Below are 15,990 nucleotides of genomic sequence, written 5' to 3' on the forward strand. Positions count from 1 at the left end.
CCGATACCAATGACCAGCAGTGACCCGGACGTCATCCGCCGGCAGATCGAGGACACCCGGCGCGAGCTCAGCTACGACGTCGACGCCCTCAACGAGAAGGTCAACCCCTCCCGCGTCATGGACCGGCGGGTGACCGCCGCCAAGGGCCGCATGACCGGCCTCAAGGACAAGGTGATGGGCACCGCCCACGACACCCGCTCCTCGGCGCAGGGCATGGCCTCCAACGCGGCGGGCTCGGTGCAGGGCACCGCGTCCAACGCCGCCGACAGCGTGCAGCACGCCGCCCAGTCGGCGATGGGCGCCGTCCAGCAGGCGCCGGAGACGATCTCCCGTCAGGCGCAGGGCAACCCCCTGGCCGCGGGCCTGATCGCCTTCGGTGTGGGCTGGCTCGTGTCCAGCCTGCTGCCCGCCTCGCAGAAGGAGCAGGAGCTGGCCCAGCAGGCCGAGTCCGCGCTCCGCGAGAACAAGGACACCCTCCTCCAGCCGGCCAAGCAGGCCGCGCAGGAGATCGGCGAGCAGCTCAAGCCCGCCGCCCAGCAGGCGGTCGAGGAGGTCAAGTCCACTGCTCAGGACGCGGCCGAGACCGTCAAGCAGGAGGGTCAGTCCGCTGCCCAGGACGTGCAGGGCCAGGCCCAGCAGTCCAAGGAGACCGTGCAGAGCCAGGCCTCCAGCTGATCCGCGGGTCAGCCGACCCGCTCCCACGCCTGCGCCCCGCCGGGATCTCCCGGCGGGGCGCAGTGCTGTCCGGGGTGTCTCCCCCCGAGGGGTGAGACCCCTGGCGGCCGGCTGCAGGGCCGCTCCCGCGGCGCCGTTCCTCCCCGGGACGACGCCAATGGCGGCGGCCGCACCCGCGGTCGTCGGCCCGACCGACGGGAGCCCTCGTGGACTCGGCCCTGCACGCCACCGGAACGGGGGCATTCCGCGTCCTGGTCGCCGACGACGAGGACGACATCCGCGACCTGGTCACCCTGGCCGTGCGCAAGGCCGGATGCGCGGTCGTCCGCTCCGTGCCGGACGGCGCCCAGGCCCTGGCCGCCGCGCGCTCCGAGCTGCCCGACCTCGCCGTGCTCGACGTCTCGATGCCCGGGGCGACGGGCCTGGAGGTCTGCACCGCGCTGCGCGAGGACCCGGCCACCTCGGGCATCCGCATCCTGCTGCTCTCCGCCGGCGCCTCCCCCGACGAGGTCGCCCGCGGCCTGTCCGCCGGCGCCGACGCCTACCTCGCCAAGCCCTTCACCGTCGCCGGCCTCGTGCAGCAGGTCCGCGCGCTGACCGCGGGGGTGGCCGCGTGAGCGTCGCCGTCCTCGACCGCCCGGCGGCCTCCGCCCGGCCGCACCGGCTCACCGACCCCGCCACCTGGCCGGGCGCCGCACGCCTCGCCCTGCCCAGCACGGTCCTGTTCTCGGTGACCGCCCTGCTGATGGCGACCGGCTGGGTCCCGGTGGTCGACCGGGTGCTGGCCGGCATCGGCCTGGCCGTCGCGCTGGGCGCCACCGCCGTCTCCTGGGTGGCCCGCCGCTCCCCCGTCGGCCTGCGGTCGCTCGCCCTCCCCGTCGCCCACCTGGCCGGCATCGCGCTCCTGTACGCCGGTACCGCGTCCGCGGCGATGCTGTTCCTCCTCCTCAGCCCGCTCTGGACGCTGTCGTCGCACCCGACCCGCGCCGGCATCCCGCTCGCCACCGGCGGGACGGCGGTCGTCCTGCTGGCGCCGTACCTGACCGGCGAGGCCCTCGCCGTCGCCGCCCCCATGCCGGGTGCGCTGCTGCTCGGGCCGCTCGTCGCCGCCGTGGGCAGCGTGGCGGTGAACGAGAACACCCGCCGCGTCGCCGGCCAGGCGCACGACATCGCCCGGCTGCAGCGGGAGCAGGCCGCCCTGCTCGAGCAGGTGCAGAGCCGCGCCGACGAGCTGGACACCGCCTCGCGGATCCTGGCCGCGCGCGCCCAGACCATGACCAGCGTCATCGACGCGGTCACCCAGCAGTCGATCATCGGCACCGACCGCGACGGCACCATCCGGGTCTGGAACCCCGGTGCCGAGCGCATGCTCGGCCTGCTCCGGCCCGATGTCGTCCGCAAGCGGTCGATCCTCGAGTTCCACGAGCCCGAGGAGCTGGCGGCGGCGGCCGAGAGCACCGGGTCGGCCACGCCGCTGGACGCCCTGGTGCACGCCGCCCGGGTGGAGGGCAGCGACGTCCGCGACTGGACCTACGTCGCCGCCGACGGCAGCCACCGCACCGTCTCGGTGGCCATCACCCCCCGCGCCGACGACCGGGGCGTGCACGCCGGCTGGAACTTCGTGGGCACCGACATGACCGAGGCGCGGGCGACCGAGCGCATGAAGGACCAGTTCGTGAGCCTCATCAGCCACGAGCTGCGCACCCCGCTGAGCTCGATCCTCGGCTACCTCGAGCTGGTCATGGACGACGAGGACCAGCCGCTGACCGACGAGCAGCGCCAGTACCTCTCGACCGTCGAGCGCAACGCCCAGCGCCTGCTCCGCCTCGTGGGCGACCTGCTCTTCACCGCCCAGGTGGACAGCGGCCGCTTCACCCTCCAGCCCGCCGACGTGGACCTCGCGGCCGTCGTCCGGGCCGCCGAGGAGACCGCCCGGGTCGCCGCGGCCGGCGCCGGGGTCGAGATCGTGGTGGACGTGCCGGCCGACGGCCTCGTCGTCTCCGGCGACGCGGTCCGCCTCGGGCAGGCCTGCGACAACCTGGTCTCCAACGCCGTCAAGTTCACGCCGTCCGGCGGGCAGGTCCGGCTCTCCCTGGAGCGCCGCTGGCAGGCCGAGGACGGCGGTCTCCTCGAGGTGGAGCGCCCGGGCGCCGTCCCGGTGGCCCTGCTCGCGGTGGCCGACACCGGCATGGGCATCCCGGCCGGCGAGCAGGGCGAGCTGTTCACCCGCTTCTTCCGCTCGTCCACGGCGCGGCGCAACGCCGTGCCGGGCGTCGGCCTCGGCCTGACGATCACCAAGGCCATCACCACTGCCCACGGCGGCACGCTGGACCTGGTGAGCGTCGAGGGCCAGGGCACGACGTTCACCATGACGCTGCCCGTGGACCCGGCCTCCTGACCACGTCACCACCGCGCCCCCCGCCCGCACCCGGGACGGGGGGCGCGGTGCGCCGGAGGGCCGGGATCCGGCTCCCGGGGCCGGGAACGCCCCGATCTGCGGAGCACCCGCCGATTCCTTGCGGATTCCTTGCGGATCGCTGGCGGGTGGCCTGCGGTTGGCCCTCCAGAGTCCTTGGTGTCGCCGGAAAGCCGGTGGCACCCACGGACACAGGAGACACGGACATGAGCAGCACCACCGTCACCGCCACCAGCTCCACCGCCCGCAAGGTCATCGGCTCCCTCGGCGTCCTCGGCGCCGCTGCCGCCGTCGCCGGCCTCGGCACGTTCGGTACGTTCACCGACAGCGCCACCCCGGTGCAGAACGCGACCGTCGACTCGGGCACCCTCTCGATCAGCGCGACCCGGGGCGACTCGCTCCCGCTGAACGTCGCGAACCTGGTCCCGGGCGACACGATCACCCGCGCCATCACCATCAAGAACGACGGCAACCTGCCCCTGGGCAGCGTCTCGCTCGCCGCCACCGCGGCCGCGCCGGCCAGCATCCTCACGACCGACGCCACCAACGGCCTGCAGATGGCCGTCAAGTCCTGCGCCGTCGCCTGGACGCCGGGCGCCAACAACACCCTCACCTGCTCCAGCGGTGAGCGCTCCATCAGCACCGGCCAGATCATCCGCAACGTCGACCTGGGCGCGGTCGCCTCGCTGGCGGCGAACGGCACCGACTACATCGCCTACACGGTGTCGCTGCCCCTCTCGGCCGACAACACCTTCCAGGGCAAGTCCGCCGCGCTGACCCTCACCGTCACCGGCGCCCAGAAGACCGGCACCACCCGCTGATCGCGGTCTGACGAGCTCTCGGAGACCACACCATGACCACCGTCCTCCCCGTCCGTCGCCCGGGGGCAGCCGACGAGCTGCCCCCGGCCGGGGACGAGCGCTCCACGGCCGGCCGCCGCGCCGACCGGGCCCGCCAGGTCCTGGGCCGCACGGCCCCGTGGCTGGTCCGCGGAGTGATGGCGACCGCGGTCCTGGTGTTCGCCCTCCTGGCCGTCGGACCGCACGTGCTCGGCTACCGCACCATGACCATGCTGACCGCGAGCATGGCCCCCGAGATCGAGCCGGGTGACATCACCATCGCCACCCCGGTCGCCGTCTCGGACGTCACCGAGGGCATGGTCATCACGTACCACATGCCCGTCGACGACCACAGCCTCGTGACCCACCGGGTCGTCTCGGTCGAGAAGACCCCCGACGGCAGCGTCCTGGTCCAGACCAAGGGCGACGCCAACGCCGCGGTCGACCCCTGGACGGCGCACCTGCAGGGCGACACCGCCTACGAGGTCCGCGCGGTCGTCCCGGAGCTCGGCCACCTGGTCCAGCTCCTGCGCACCCCGGTCGTCAGCCAGGCGCTGCTCTACGGCGCCCCCCTGATGCTGGCCGCCTGGCTGCTCATGACGATCTGGCGCCCCGCCCCGGCCGCCGCCCCCACGCACGAGGACAAGGAGAACCAGGAATGACCGGCTCCCGCCGCACCCTCACGGTGCTCGCCCTGGCGATCCTCGCCGTCGTCCTCGGCACGCTCCCCGCCTCCGCGACCTTCAGCCGCGCGGTGCAGCTGCCCACGTTCACCGCGTCGGCCGTCACCGTCACCCCGCCGGCGTCGGTCACCACGTCCGGCCGCTGCACCACCACCCAGTCCTCGTACTGGAACGGCTCGAGCTGGGTCCAGACGACGCAGTACTGGTACGACGCGACCGTGAACTGGACGGCCAGCACCACGCCCACGACGCCGACCGGGCGCGTCACCGGCTACCGCGTCATGGCGCACCTGAACACCGGCCAGTCGGTCGTGCTCGGCGAGACCGACGCCGCCGGCCGCACGATGAGCCAGCGGGTGGACCGGGCCTACCTGAACTACCAGCCCCGCGTCTCGATCATCACGCTCACCAGCTACGGCTGGACGGCGGAGTCCCCCCGGTCGGCGGTGCTGACGTGCTGACCCTCGTGCACTCGGCCGACGCGGCCGAGGACCCCGCCGCCGGACCGGGCACGCCGCAGCGCGCCCTCCTGGTGCCCGGCACCCTCCTGGACTTCCTGCGCGGCCGGACCACGGGGCCGGCCGCGCAGGCACCGCTCGACGAGGACGAGGCCGACCTGCACGACGAGGACCTCGACGCCGAGCTCATGGACCGCCTGCAGGAGATGTACCTGAGCGCCCTGCCCGAGCGGCTCACCGCGATCCGGACCTCCACCTCGGCCGGGGACGCCCCCGCCGTCGCCTCCGCCGCGAACACCCTGGCGGGGACCAGCGGCCAGCTGGGCCACCCGGAGGTCGCCTCGATCTGCCGCGCCATCGCCGCCGACGCCCGCCGCGGCGTCCTGGCCCACTCCCGGGTCCAGGAGCTCCAGGCCCTCGCACTCGCCTGAGACGACAGGAGGACCCCCGCCTCGGCGGGGGTCCTCCTGTCGTCTCAGGCCCCGTCCGGGACGGGGGTGCTGCCTCAGGCGACCAGGCGGTAGCCGACCCCCCGGACGGTCTTGATCTCCGGCGAGCTCAGGCCGGCCGCGACCAGCTTCCGGCGCAGGTTGGACATGTGCGCCTCCACCAGCCGGAGGTTGCCCTCCCAGTCGGTCTGCCAGACCTCGCGCAGCAGCGTCTCGCGCTGCAGCACCCGGCCCGGCCGCGAGGCCAGGGCGGCGAGCAGGTCGAACTCCGTCCGGGTGAGGTCGACGACCTCGCCGTCGACCCGGACCTCCCGGCTGTCCTCGTCCACCTCGAGCTCGGCGAGCCGGCGGACCGAGTCCGCGTCCTCGGCCCCCATGGGGGTGGCCGCGGGGGCGGTGCGCGGGAAGCGCAGCATCGCCTGCACCCGTGCGGTGAGCTCGCGCGGGGAGAACGGCTTCGCCATGTACCCGTCGGCGCCCACGGCCAGGCCGATCAGGAGGTCGACCTCCTCCGCCCGCGCGGTGAGCATGAGGACGTAGCAGGGCGTCTCGGCGCGGATCTGGCGGCACACCTCGGTGCCGTCGGCGTCCGGCAGGCCGAGGTCGAGCACGATGAGGTCCGGCGGGTCCCGCCGCACCTCCGCGAGCGCCTCGCCACCGGTGCCCACGGCACGCACGGCGAACCCGGCGCGCTCGAGGACCGTGGTCACGAGCTCGCGGATCTCCGCGGTGTCCTCGACCACCAGCACGGACTGTTCCGGCACGACGTCTCCTCCTCACGCTGCGTCTGACGGCGCGGCGGGCCCTGTGGTCCTCCGTCACCTGACCGGGTGATCGGCACGGGAAAAGCGCTGCTTGAGCGACCGGCGGGTCCCCTGGCCGGGTCGTCTCCCCCCGAGGGGTGAGACCGGTGCGGTGCGGCTCATGACCGCCGGCGCTCCCGCCGTCAACACCCACGGGGACGCCCGTCCCCCTCCCGGCGCCGCCGGGGGACCCGACCGACGGGAGCCGGAACCGTGGACGGTGCTCTGCACGTCCTCGTCGTCGACGACGACGCCGACACCGCACTCTTCGTGCGCACCGTGCTGCAGCGCGGTGGCATGACCGTGACCACGTGCGCGGACCCGCTGGAGGCGCTCGCCCTCCTCGCCCGCGTCGAGTTCGACGCCGCCATCACCGACATCGAGATGCCCGGCATGACCGGGCTGGAGTTCCTCGACCGGCTCCGCCAGGTCCGCCCCGACCTCCCGGTCACCGTGATGACCGCGCACGCGTCGGTCGACTACGCCGTCGACGCCCTCCGCCGGCAGGCCGACGAGTTCCTCGTCAAGCCCGTCCCCAAGGACACCCTGGCCGCCACGATCCGCCGGCTGGCCGAGAGCGCCGCGGCCAAGCGCGCCGCCGCCCCGCAGCGGCAGACCGTGCTGGCCGTCGGCGCGCACCCGGACGACGTGGAGATCGGCGTCGGCGGCACCCTGGCCGCCCACCGCTCCGCCGGCGACCAGGTCGTCATCCTGACCCTGTCCCGCGGTGCCCGCGGCGGCGAGGTCGACGACCGGCAGAACGAGTCGCTGGCCGCCGCCGAGAAGATCGGCGCCCGGCTGTTCCTCGAGGACCTCGAGGACACCCGCATCAGCCCGATGGACCCGACGATGTCGATTATCGAGCGGGTCGTGGCCGAGGTCCGCCCGACCATCGTCTACACGCACTCGGCCAACGACCGGCACCAGGACCACCGCGCGGTGCACCAGGCCGCGAGCGTGGCCACCCGGTCGGTGCCGACGGTCGCCTGCTTCCAGAGCCCGTCGGCCACCATCGACTTCCGGCCGACCCGCTTCGTGAACATCGACAACTTCACGCGGACCAAGCTCGAGCTGCTCAAGAGCTTCCGCTCCCAGGCCGGCATCCGCGCCTACCTCGAGGACGACTTCGTCCTGGCCACCGCCCGCTACTGGTCCCGCTACGGCAGCGGCGGCCGGTACTGCGAGCCGCTCGAGGTCATCCGCGACGCCGGTGGCGTCGTCGGCGCCACGAGCGACTCCGCCTTCCAGCCCACGTCCACCTCCTCGACCACCCCGGAGCGCTTCGGTGTCTGACTCCTCCCCCACCCGCGTCCTCGTGACCGGCGCCGGCGGCCCGGCCGGCATCGCCGTGCTCCGCTCGCTGGCCCGGCGCGACGACGTCGTGCTGCTCGCGGCCGACATGGACCGCTACGCCAGCGGCCTCTACCTCGTGGAGGCCGGTGCGCGTCACCTGGTCCGCCCCGGCCTGAGCGAGGAGTTCGTCGACCACCTGGTCGAGCTGTGCGAGCGCGAGCGGGTCGACGTCCTCTTCTCCACCGTCGACGTCGAGCTCCCGCGGCTGGCCGCCGAGCGCAAGCGCCTGGAGGCCGTCGGCACCACGCTGGCCGCCCCGAGCCTGGAGACCCTCGAGGTCTGCCTGGACAAGTACGCGCTGGCCCAGCGCTGCACCGGCGTCGTCCGGACCCCGCGCACCGCCCTGCTCGGCGAGACCGACCCCGACAGCTGGGACTACCCGGTCATCGTCAAGCCGCGCCGCGGCGCCGGCTCGCGGGGCGTCCACCTCGTGGAGTCCGCCGACGCCCTGCGCGCCCTGGGCAGCGACGAGGACATCCTGGTGCAGGCCAACCTGCCCGGCGACGAGTACTCGGTCGACACCCTGGCCGACGCCGACGGCACCGTCGTCGCCGCCGTCCCGCGCTCGCGGCTGCGCGTCGACTCCGGCGTCTCCGTCGCGGGCACCACGGTGGCCGACCCGGAGCTGGAGGAGACCGCCCGCCAGGTGGCCGCCGCCATCGGCCTGGTCGGCGTGGCCAACGTGCAGCTGCGCAGGGACGCCGAGGGGCGCCCGGCGCTGCTCGAGGTCAACCCGCGCTTCCCCGGGGCGATGCCGCTGACCGTGGCCGCGGGCGTCGACATGCCCTCCCTGGCCCTGGACCTGGCGCTGGAGCGGCCGCTGCCGGCCTCGGTGCCGTTCCGCGAGCTCGCCGTCGTCCGGTACCTCGAGGACGTCTTCCTGCCCCTGACCGACGTCGTCGCCGAGGAGACCGCACGATGACCACCGCACTCGGGGAGCTGGACCTGCTGCTCACCGACCACCACGTGCACTCCACCTGGTCCGACGACGCCGTCAGCGCGCCGATGGAGAACCTGGTCGCCGCCCGCGACACCGGCCTGGCCAGCATCCGCATGGTCGACCACGTCCGGACGACGACGACCTGGGTGCCCGGCTTCCTGGCCGAGGTCTCCGCCCTGCCCCGGGTCGAGGGCCTGGAGGTGCTCACCGGGGTCGAGGCGAAGATCCTCGACGCCTCGGGCCGCCTCGACGTGCCCGACGACCTCGTGGTGGGCCCCGGTGGCGTGGACCGCGTGCTGATCGCCGACCACCAGTTCCCCGGCCCCGACGGCCCGTGGAGCCCCCGCCGCACCATCGAGGAGCTCGCCGCCGGCCTCTCGGCCGAGGACGCGATGAGCATCCTGGTCACCGCCACGGTGGGCGCGATGGAGCGGGCCGGCCGCGGCCAGCTGGCCCACCTGTTCTCCCTGCTGCCGAAGATCGGCCTGCACGAGAGCGAGCTGCTCGACGAGCACGTCGCCGCCATCGCCGACGCGGCGGTCCGCACCGGGACCACGGTCGAGGTCAACGAGAAGTGGCGTTGCCCCGGCCCCCGCGTGGTGCTCCAGCTCGCCGCCGCCGGGGTCACCCTCGTCGGCTCCACCGACAGCCACGAGGCCACGACCGTGGGCCGTTACTCCTGGGTGGCCGACGCGGCCTCCGCGACCCGACTGGTGGGAACCCGATGACCGACCTCCTCCCCGACACCACGGGGGAGACGGCGCTGGCCGTCTTCCTGCTGCTGCTCGTCGCCGTGGGCGCGATCCCGGTGGTCGCCGGCCTCGCGCAGTTCCTGGTGATCCCGCTGCACGCGGTGCGCAACCACTACCGCGAGACCGGGCCGTACCTGCCCAACGTGGCGGTGGTGATCCCGGCCTGGAACGAGGCGGCGGTCCTCACCACCTCGATCGAGCGCCTGATGGGCCTGGACTACCCGCCGGACCGCCTGCGGGTCTACGTGGTGGACGACGCCAGCACCGACGACACCCCCGCGGTGCTCGCCCGCTGCGCCGAGCGCTTCCCCGGCCGGGTCGTGCACCTGCGCCGCGAGAAGGGCGGCGAGGGCAAGGCGCACACCCTGAACCACGGGCTGCGCCACATCCTGGCCGAGGACTGGATGGAGGCGCTCCTGATCATGGACGCCGACGTCATCTACGAGCCGGCCTCGCTGCGCAAGATGACCCGCCACCTGGCCGACCCGACGGTCGGCGCGGTCACCGCCTACATCCGCGAGGGCAGCGGCGACCCGCAGGGCATCACCCGCTTCATCGGCTTCGACTACCTGGCCGCGCAGGCCGCCTCCCGCCGGGCGCAGAACGTCGCCGGTGCGATGGCCTGCCTGGCGGGCGGGGCGCAGCTGCACTCCCGGGAGAACCTGGAGGCCATCGGCGGCCAGATCGACACCTCCTCGCTGGCCGAGGACACCGTCACCACGTTCCGCACCCAGCTCGCCGGCCGACGGGTCGTCTTCGAGCCGCACGCCCGCGTGCTGGCCGAGGAGCCCGCCGGCATCGACGCCCTGTGGAAGCAGCGGCTGCGCTGGGCGCGCGGCAACGTGCAGATCACGTCGATGTACAAGCACCTGTGGTTCCGGCGCTCGGTGCACCCGGGCCTCGGTGGCTTCTTCTTCGGCATCTTCTGGTTCGCGATCCTGCTGCTGCCGGTGGCGATGCTGCTGACCTCGATCGGCCTCATCGGGCTGTACCTGCTCGACAGCCGGCTGGCCTCGGACGTGTTCGGTGCGGCGGTCTTCGTGCCGATCGCCACCTTCGTCTTCATGATCACGCTGACGATCTCGGTGGACCCGCGCACCGGCCTGCGGGTCTGGCGGGAGGCGCTGCTGTTCCCCGGCGCCATCTCCTTCGTCGTCCTGCTGGCCGCCGCGTTCCCCGGGGTCGTCCCGCTGTCGGGGACGGCCGAGACCTTCTGGACGCTGTTCGTCTACAGCTGGCTGGTGCTCTGCATCCCGCTGGCCTACGGGGTCCGCAAGCTGGAGGGCACCCGCTGGGGGCGCCCGCTGGCACCGCTGGCGCTCTACCTGGTCGGCTTCGGGCCGATGATGTGCGCGATCACCGTGGACGCCTACGTCAAGGAGTTCCGCGGGGCCGCGATGACCTGGGACAAGACCGAGAAGACCGGGAGGGTCACCGTATGAGCACCACCCACGGGCTCGTGGGCGCCGGGCAGCCGTTCCGCGTCTCGCCGCCGATCGTGGTCACCGACGACCTGCTCGCCCGCTGCGGGGGCCTGCCCCCGGTGTGGGCGGACCCGCTGGCCCTGGCCGACGAGACCGAGGCCGACCGGGTGCGCGAGCGCCGGCTCTACGTCGGGCTGGCCGCGGCCATCGCCGTCGTCGTCGCGCTCTGGGTGGTCCGCAGCATGCTGCTGGGCTGACCTCCGCCACCGGCACGGGCCCGGTCGCTCCTCCGAGGGGCGGCCGGGCCCGTGCCGTTCCCCGGCTCAGGCCAGCGCGCGGGTGCCCGGCGGGAGCCCGCCGCCGGCGACCAGGGCAGCCGTGGCGTCCTGCAGCGCGGTGAGCGCGACCCGCAGCGCGTTCGGGCCGGTGGAGACCCGGGCCACGCCCAGCTCCTGCAGCTCGCGCACCGAGGGCGACCGGCCGGGGACGGCGAGCACGCTCAGCCGGCCGGGACCGAACGCCTCGGCCAGGACGGCGACCTCCTCGCGGTCGGTGACACCGGGCACGAAGACCACCGGGGCGCCGGCCGCCAGGTAGGCCCGCCCGCGGCGCACCGCCTCGGTGAGCACCTCGGCGCGAGCGGCGGCGGGGTCGGCGAGCAGGACGGCGTCGGTGCGGGCGTTGAGCACGAAGTCGACGCCCGCCGCCCGCCCGGCGGCGAGCACCGCCTCCACCGCGGCCACCGACTCCTCCAGCGGGCGCATGCCGTCCTCCAGGTTGCCGCCGACGGCCCCGGCCTCGATGGCGCCGCGCGCCGTCGCCCCCGGGTCGCCGTAGCCGGCCTCCATGTCCATCCACACCGGCAGGTCCACGGCCGCGGCGATGCGCGCGACCACCTGCAGGTGCAGGTCCAGCGGGATCCGCTCGCCGTCCTCGTAGCCGAGAGCGGCCGCGACCGAGTGGCTGGCGGTCGCCAGCGCCGCGACGCCGTCGGTGGCCGCGACCACGCGGGCCGAGACGACGTCCCACACGTTGGCGAGGACGAGGACGCGCGGGTCGGTGTGCAGGTCCAGGAGCTGGCGGGCGCGGGCGGCGAGGTCGGGCACGCCCCGAACCTAGCCGCCCCGCTGACCAGCACACCTGGCGCGATCGGGTTAGGACAGGCTAACCTGCGCGGGCTGCCCTGCCCCGGCGGAGCGGCGCGACCCCTGCCCCGACGTGAGGCGATGCGCTCCATGTACGTGTGCCACTGCAACGTGGTGACCGACCGCGACATCCTCGAGGCCATCGCCAACGGCGCCCGGTGCATCGCCGACGTCGCCCGGGCGACCGGGGCCGGCCGCACCTGCGGCAACTGCGTCGAGTCGATGCGCGAGCTCGTGTGCAAGCATTGCCCGGTCCGCGCCGGGAGCACGACCGAGCGCCCGGCGGAGCGAGAGCTGGGAGTCGCTGGTGCAGCCCGTTAGCCCCCGTGTGGTCGAACTGCTCAACGACGCGTTGACCTTCGAGCTCACCGTCACCAACACGTACTTCCTCAACGCGCGCATGCTCGACGCGTGGGGCCTGCCGAAGCTCGGCAAGGTGTTCTACGACCTCTCCATCGACGAGATGCGCGACGCCGACGCCCTGATCCAGCGGGTGCTGCTCTTCGACGGCCACCCGAACCTGCAGCGCCTCGGCGCCATCCGGATCGGCGAGACGGCCGAGGAGATGCTGGTGCTGGCCCTCGACAGCGAGAAGAACGCCGTCGCCCAGTTCAACGCCTCGGCCAAGGAGTGCCACGACCTCGGCGACCACGGCACCGCCGCCGTCTTCGAGGAGATGGTCCGGGACGAGGAGAAGCACGCCGACTGGTTCGAGGCCCAGCTGGCCGCCATCGAGCGGGTCGGCGCGCCGCAGTACCTGGCCGCGCAGATCGTCACCGAGACGCCCGCCTGACCCACCCGGTCCGGCGCACCGAGGGCCCCCTCCCGATCCGGGAGGGGGCCCTCGTCGTCGTAGCGGGTCAGAGCGCCAGGTCGCGCAGCTGCTCGAGCTGCAGCGTCGCCGCGCGCAGGCCGATGCCGGTGTAGAAGACGTCATCCTCGACGGCGTAGGCACGCTGCTCGGCCACCGCCGTCAGGCGCGGCCACAGCGGGCCGGCGACGACCGACTGCTCACCGGAGTCGGTCGCCGGGCCGTAGGAGGAGTACAGGACGAGGTCGGCGTCGGCCTGCGTCAGCTCCTCGGGCGAGAGCTCGGCGAACGTGGGCACCTGGTCGGTGGGCAGCTCCAGCTGGTCCAGGCCGATGTCGGCCAGCACGGTGCCGATGAAGGACTGCCCCGTGTAGACGCGGATCGTCCCCTCGACGAACCGCAGGGCGCTGACCGTCGTCCCGCTGGGGTCGCCCAGGTCCTCCCCCAGCGCCGCGGCGTCGGCCTCGTACTCCTCCAGCGCGGACCGGGCCTCCTCCTCGCGGCCGAGCGCGAGCGCGTCCAGCAGCAGGTTCTCCTTCCACACCGCCCCGACCCGCTCGGCGAAGACCGTCGGCGCGATCTGGGACAGCTGGCCGTAGAGGGCCTCGTGCCGGACCTTGTTGGACAGGATCAGGTCCGGCTCCAGCGCGGCGATCGCCTCCAGGTCGGGCTCGGCGATCGTGCCGACGACCTCGACGTCCTCGGCGTCGTCGGCCAGGTAGCTGAGGAAGCCGTCCGACACCGAGGTGGTGACGGCGCCGACCGGCGTGACCCCGAGCGAGAGGACCGAGTCCAGCTCCCCGGTGTCCAGGACCACCACCCGCTCCGGCTCGGAGGGGATCTCGGTGCTGCCCATCGCGTGCTCGACGGTGCGCGGGAAGCCCTCCCCGGCGGCCGTGCCGCCCGCTCCCTCCTCGGGCTCGGTGCCGCCACCGCAGGCGGTCAGCGCCAGGGCGGCGGCCAGGGTCAGGCCGGCAGCGCGCAGCGTGCGCGTCGTCATGGTTCTCCTCGTCCGGGCGCGGATGGGACGCGGCCCTGGTCTCCGTGGCAGCCGTGTGCAAGACTGCCGAAAGCCAGGTGAGGCTAGCCTAAGTCGAAAGACGGTCTGCACCTGCCGAGCCCGGGAGCCCGCGTGACCGTCGAGACCGTCCAGGTCCCCGCCTACCGCACGTTCCCCGTGCAGGTGGCCCAGGTGCAGCGGCTGGGCCCCAGCTTCCTGCGGGTCACCTTCAGCGGCCCGGAGCTCGACGTCTTCGCCTCCAACGGCTGGGACCAGCGGATCAAGGTCCTCCTCCCCCTCCCCGGCCGCGGCGTCGTCGACTGCCCGGCCGGCGACGACTGGTACGGCGCCTGGCGGGCCCTGCCGCCGGAGCGGCAGATGCCCATCCGCACCTACACGGTGCGGGCCGCCCGCCCCGAGCTGCTCGAGGTGGACGTCGACTTCGTGCTGCACGGCGCGACCGGCCCGGCGTCGGCGTGGGCCGAGCAGGCCGCCGTCGGCGACGAGGTGGTCCTGGTCGGCCCGAACGCCCGCTTCGCCGGGCCCACCGGCGGGTTCGAGTGGCACCCGCCGGCCGACGCCTCCTGCCTGCTCATCGCCGGCGACGAGACGGCGGTACCGGCGATCTGCGCGATCGTCGAGAGCCTGCCCGAGGGCCGGCAGGCCCGGGTGCTGCTCGAGGTCCCGACGGCGGGCGACGCCCTGAACGTGGCCACCCCGCGCGGGGTGGAGGTCACCTGGCTGCCCCGGCAGGCCGTCGCGGACGCGCCGCCGGCCCCCCGCGGCCAGCTGCTCACCGCCGCCGTCGTCGCCGCGGTCGAGGAGCTCGGCGACCGGCTGGCCCCCTCCCCCGCGGTCGAGCTCACGGACGTCGACGTCGACTCCGAGATCCTCTGGGAGGTGCCCGACGACACCACGGTGCGCGGCTCCTCCGGCGTCTACGCCTGGCTCGCCGGCGAGGCCGGCGTGGTCAAGGGCCTCCGGCGGCACCTGGTCCAGGGCGTCGGCGTCGACCGCCGCTCGGTGGCGTTCATGGGCTACTGGCGGGACGGCAGGACCTCCGACTGACCTCCCCGCCGCACCCGGCGCCCTGACCTAGGTTGGGGCAGGTGCGCGACGAGGCGGAAGCTCCGGTGCTGGCCGCCGAGGGGCTGGTGGTGGGGCACGACGGCGTCCCCACCTGCGCGCCGCTGAGCCTGCGGCTGACGGCCGGGTCCGCGCTGGCCCTCATCGGGCCCAACGGCGCGGGCAAGTCCACCGCGCTGCACACCCTGGTGGGGCTGCTGCCACCGCTGGCGGGCCTCGCCCTGTTCGACGGCGAGCCGGTCGACGAGGGACGCGCGGGCTTCCGCCGCGACGTGGCCCAGGTCCTCGACGACGACGCGTTCTTCCCGTCGCTCACCGGACGGGAGCACCTGCTGCTGACCGCCCGCGGGCACGGCGTCGCCGACGCCGAGGAGGTCGTCGCCGCGGAGGTGGCGGCGTTCGGGATCGGGGACCGCGCCGACGCGCTGCCCTCGCGCCTGTCCTCCGGCCAGCGCCGCCGGCTCGCCCTGGCGGCGGCGTTCGTGCGGCCGGCGCGGGTCCTGGTGCTCGACGAGCCGGAGCGCCGGCTGGACCACGAGATGCGGACGGCGCTGGCGGAGCGGGTGGCGGCCGAGCGGGACCGCGGCCTGGCGGTGCTGTTCGCCAGCCACGACCCGGGCTTCGTGAGCACGGTCGCCGACGCCGCCCTGCTCCTCGACGAGGACGAGTGCCGCCTGCTGCCGACCGCCTCGGCGCGTCGCGCCATGACCGCTCCCGAGGGCTGACGTGCCCGGCCCCCGCGCCGTCGCAGCCGATGCCCTCGACGGACGGCAGGTCCGCCGGCTGACCCGGCGCAGCGCCGCGCAGCGGGCGGGCGTCACCTGGACCGAACGGCTCGGGGACGCCTGGTCGACGGTCGCCTCGGTGGGCATCGGCGTGGGGGTGCTGGGCGGATGGGTGGCCTCCGTCCGCGACGACATCGCCGCCCGCGCGCCGGTCTCGGAGGCGCCGCTGCCGGCCCCGCTGGCGCTCGCGGTGGTGCTGGTCGTCGTGGTCGCCGGGACGGTGGGCCTGCTGGACCGGCTCGGGCCCGCAGCGCCCACTTGCTGGCGGTGTAGGCGACCGGGTAGTGCCCGGTCAGCGCGGCGACCGACCCGACGACGACGACCGAGCCTCCGTCGGTCATCAGCGGGGTCAGCGCCTGGATGCCGAGCAG

The 15,990-nt window shown here is 74.4% G+C and carries 19 protein-coding genes; 16 read left to right on the forward strand and 3 right to left on the reverse strand.

Going from position 1 to position 15,990, the window contains the following annotated elements; translation table 11 throughout:
- Positions 1–9: 9 nt before the first annotated feature.
- The 7 genes from E4P43_RS05395 (at position 10) to E4P43_RS05425 (ending at position 5,502) form a co-directional block, all read left to right on the forward strand.
- A complete protein-coding gene (locus tag E4P43_RS05395; protein ID WP_135144384.1) occupies positions 10–675 on the forward strand; it encodes a DUF3618 domain-containing protein in 666 nt (221 codons plus the stop codon).
- 206 nt (positions 676–881) lie between these two features.
- Positions 882–1,292: a response regulator gene (locus tag E4P43_RS05400; RefSeq protein ID WP_209313740.1), complete on the forward strand. Its 411-nt coding sequence runs from the start codon at positions 882–884 to the stop codon at positions 1,290–1,292.
- Positions 1,289–3,073: an ATP-binding protein gene (locus E4P43_RS05405; protein ID WP_135144385.1), complete on the forward strand. Its 1,785-nt coding sequence runs from the start codon at positions 1,289–1,291 to the stop codon at positions 3,071–3,073. Before E4P43_RS05400 ends, E4P43_RS05405 begins: the two co-directional genes overlap by 4 nt.
- A 224-nt stretch (positions 3,074–3,297) precedes the next feature.
- Positions 3,298–3,912, forward strand: coding sequence for a TasA family protein (locus tag E4P43_RS05410; RefSeq protein ID WP_135144386.1), 615 nt, complete (start codon positions 3,298–3,300; stop codon positions 3,910–3,912).
- 32 nt (positions 3,913–3,944) lie between these two features.
- A complete protein-coding gene (locus E4P43_RS05415) occupies positions 3,945–4,592 on the forward strand; it encodes a signal peptidase I (protein WP_209313741.1) in 648 nt (215 codons plus the stop codon).
- Entirely contained in the window at positions 4,589–5,074 is a 486-nt protein-coding gene (locus E4P43_RS05420; protein ID WP_135144387.1) for a hypothetical protein, read from the forward strand. The genes E4P43_RS05415 and E4P43_RS05420 overlap by 4 nt, the downstream gene beginning before the upstream one ends.
- Positions 5,068–5,502, forward strand: coding sequence for an Hpt domain-containing protein (locus tag E4P43_RS05425; protein ID WP_135144388.1), 435 nt, complete (start codon positions 5,068–5,070; stop codon positions 5,500–5,502). Before E4P43_RS05420 ends, E4P43_RS05425 begins: the two co-directional genes overlap by 7 nt.
- Before the next feature lie 74 nt (positions 5,503–5,576).
- Here E4P43_RS05425 and E4P43_RS05430 read toward each other — a convergent pair whose 3' ends face one another.
- Positions 5,577–6,284, reverse strand: coding sequence for a response regulator transcription factor (locus tag E4P43_RS05430; RefSeq protein WP_135144389.1), 708 nt, complete (start codon positions 6,282–6,284; stop codon positions 5,577–5,579).
- Positions 6,285–6,536: 252 nt separating this feature from the next.
- Between E4P43_RS05430 and E4P43_RS05435 the strand changes: the two genes are divergently transcribed.
- The 5 genes from E4P43_RS05435 to E4P43_RS05455 are packed head-to-tail and all read left to right on the forward strand — an operon-like array spanning position 6,537 to position 11,049.
- Positions 6,537–7,616 carry a response regulator gene (locus tag E4P43_RS05435; protein ID WP_209313742.1) on the forward strand — a complete coding sequence of 360 codons (1,080 nt, stop codon included), beginning with the start codon at positions 6,537–6,539 and terminating at the stop codon, positions 7,614–7,616.
- Positions 7,609–8,598 (forward strand): ATP-grasp domain-containing protein, encoded by a 990-nt coding sequence (locus E4P43_RS05440; RefSeq protein WP_135144390.1) that lies wholly within the window; start codon positions 7,609–7,611, stop codon positions 8,596–8,598. Before E4P43_RS05435 ends, E4P43_RS05440 begins: the two co-directional genes overlap by 8 nt.
- Positions 8,595–9,344, forward strand: a complete 750-nt coding sequence (locus tag E4P43_RS05445; protein WP_135144391.1) for a histidinol-phosphatase — start codon at positions 8,595–8,597, stop codon at positions 9,342–9,344. Before E4P43_RS05440 ends, E4P43_RS05445 begins: the two co-directional genes overlap by 4 nt.
- Positions 9,341–10,810 carry a glycosyltransferase family 2 protein gene (locus tag E4P43_RS05450; RefSeq protein ID WP_135144392.1) on the forward strand — a complete coding sequence of 490 codons (1,470 nt, stop codon included), beginning with the start codon at positions 9,341–9,343 and terminating at the stop codon, positions 10,808–10,810. The genes E4P43_RS05445 and E4P43_RS05450 overlap by 4 nt, the downstream gene beginning before the upstream one ends.
- Positions 10,807–11,049: a hypothetical protein gene (locus E4P43_RS05455; protein ID WP_135144393.1), complete on the forward strand. Its 243-nt coding sequence runs from the start codon at positions 10,807–10,809 to the stop codon at positions 11,047–11,049. The genes E4P43_RS05450 and E4P43_RS05455 overlap by 4 nt, the downstream gene beginning before the upstream one ends.
- 66 nt (positions 11,050–11,115) lie before the next feature.
- Here E4P43_RS05455 and E4P43_RS05460 read toward each other — a convergent pair whose 3' ends face one another.
- On the reverse strand, positions 11,116–11,898 hold the full coding sequence (locus tag E4P43_RS05460; RefSeq protein WP_135144394.1) for an isocitrate lyase/phosphoenolpyruvate mutase family protein: 783 nt from the start codon (positions 11,896–11,898) through the stop codon (positions 11,116–11,118).
- Between the two features lie 120 nt (positions 11,899–12,018).
- Between E4P43_RS05460 and E4P43_RS05465 the strand changes: the two genes are divergently transcribed.
- Together E4P43_RS05465 and bfr are read left to right on the forward strand one after the other, a co-directional pair.
- On the forward strand, positions 12,019–12,258 hold the full coding sequence (locus E4P43_RS05465) for a (2Fe-2S)-binding protein (protein ID WP_209313743.1): 240 nt from the start codon (positions 12,019–12,021) through the stop codon (positions 12,256–12,258).
- Positions 12,245–12,730, forward strand: coding sequence for a bacterioferritin (gene bfr / locus E4P43_RS05470; protein ID WP_135144395.1), 486 nt, complete (start codon positions 12,245–12,247; stop codon positions 12,728–12,730). The genes E4P43_RS05465 and bfr overlap by 14 nt, the downstream gene beginning before the upstream one ends.
- Positions 12,731–12,797: 67 nt before the next feature.
- On the opposite strand, the gene E4P43_RS05475 is transcribed toward bfr, so the two are convergent.
- Complete coding sequence (locus E4P43_RS05475) at positions 12,798–13,748, reverse strand: iron-siderophore ABC transporter substrate-binding protein (RefSeq protein ID WP_135144396.1); 951 nt, start codon at positions 13,746–13,748, stop codon at positions 12,798–12,800.
- A 132-nt stretch (positions 13,749–13,880) separates the two neighbouring features.
- Between E4P43_RS05475 and E4P43_RS05480 the strand changes: the two genes are divergently transcribed.
- Together E4P43_RS05480 and E4P43_RS05485 are read left to right on the forward strand one after the other, a co-directional pair.
- Entirely contained in the window at positions 13,881–14,816 is a 936-nt protein-coding gene (locus E4P43_RS05480; protein ID WP_135144397.1) for a siderophore-interacting protein, read from the forward strand.
- 41 nt (positions 14,817–14,857) lie between these two features.
- The gene (locus tag E4P43_RS05485; RefSeq protein ID WP_135144398.1) at positions 14,858–15,559 is read left to right on the forward strand and encodes an ATP-binding cassette domain-containing protein; all 702 of its coding nucleotides are present in this window, start codon (positions 14,858–14,860) and stop codon (positions 15,557–15,559) included.
- The last annotated feature ends 431 nt before the right edge of the window (positions 15,560–15,990 follow it).

This window comes from Blastococcus sp. TF02A-35 (assembly GCF_004571075.1).
Taxonomy (GTDB): Bacteria; Actinomycetota; Actinomycetes; order Mycobacteriales; family Geodermatophilaceae; genus Blastococcus.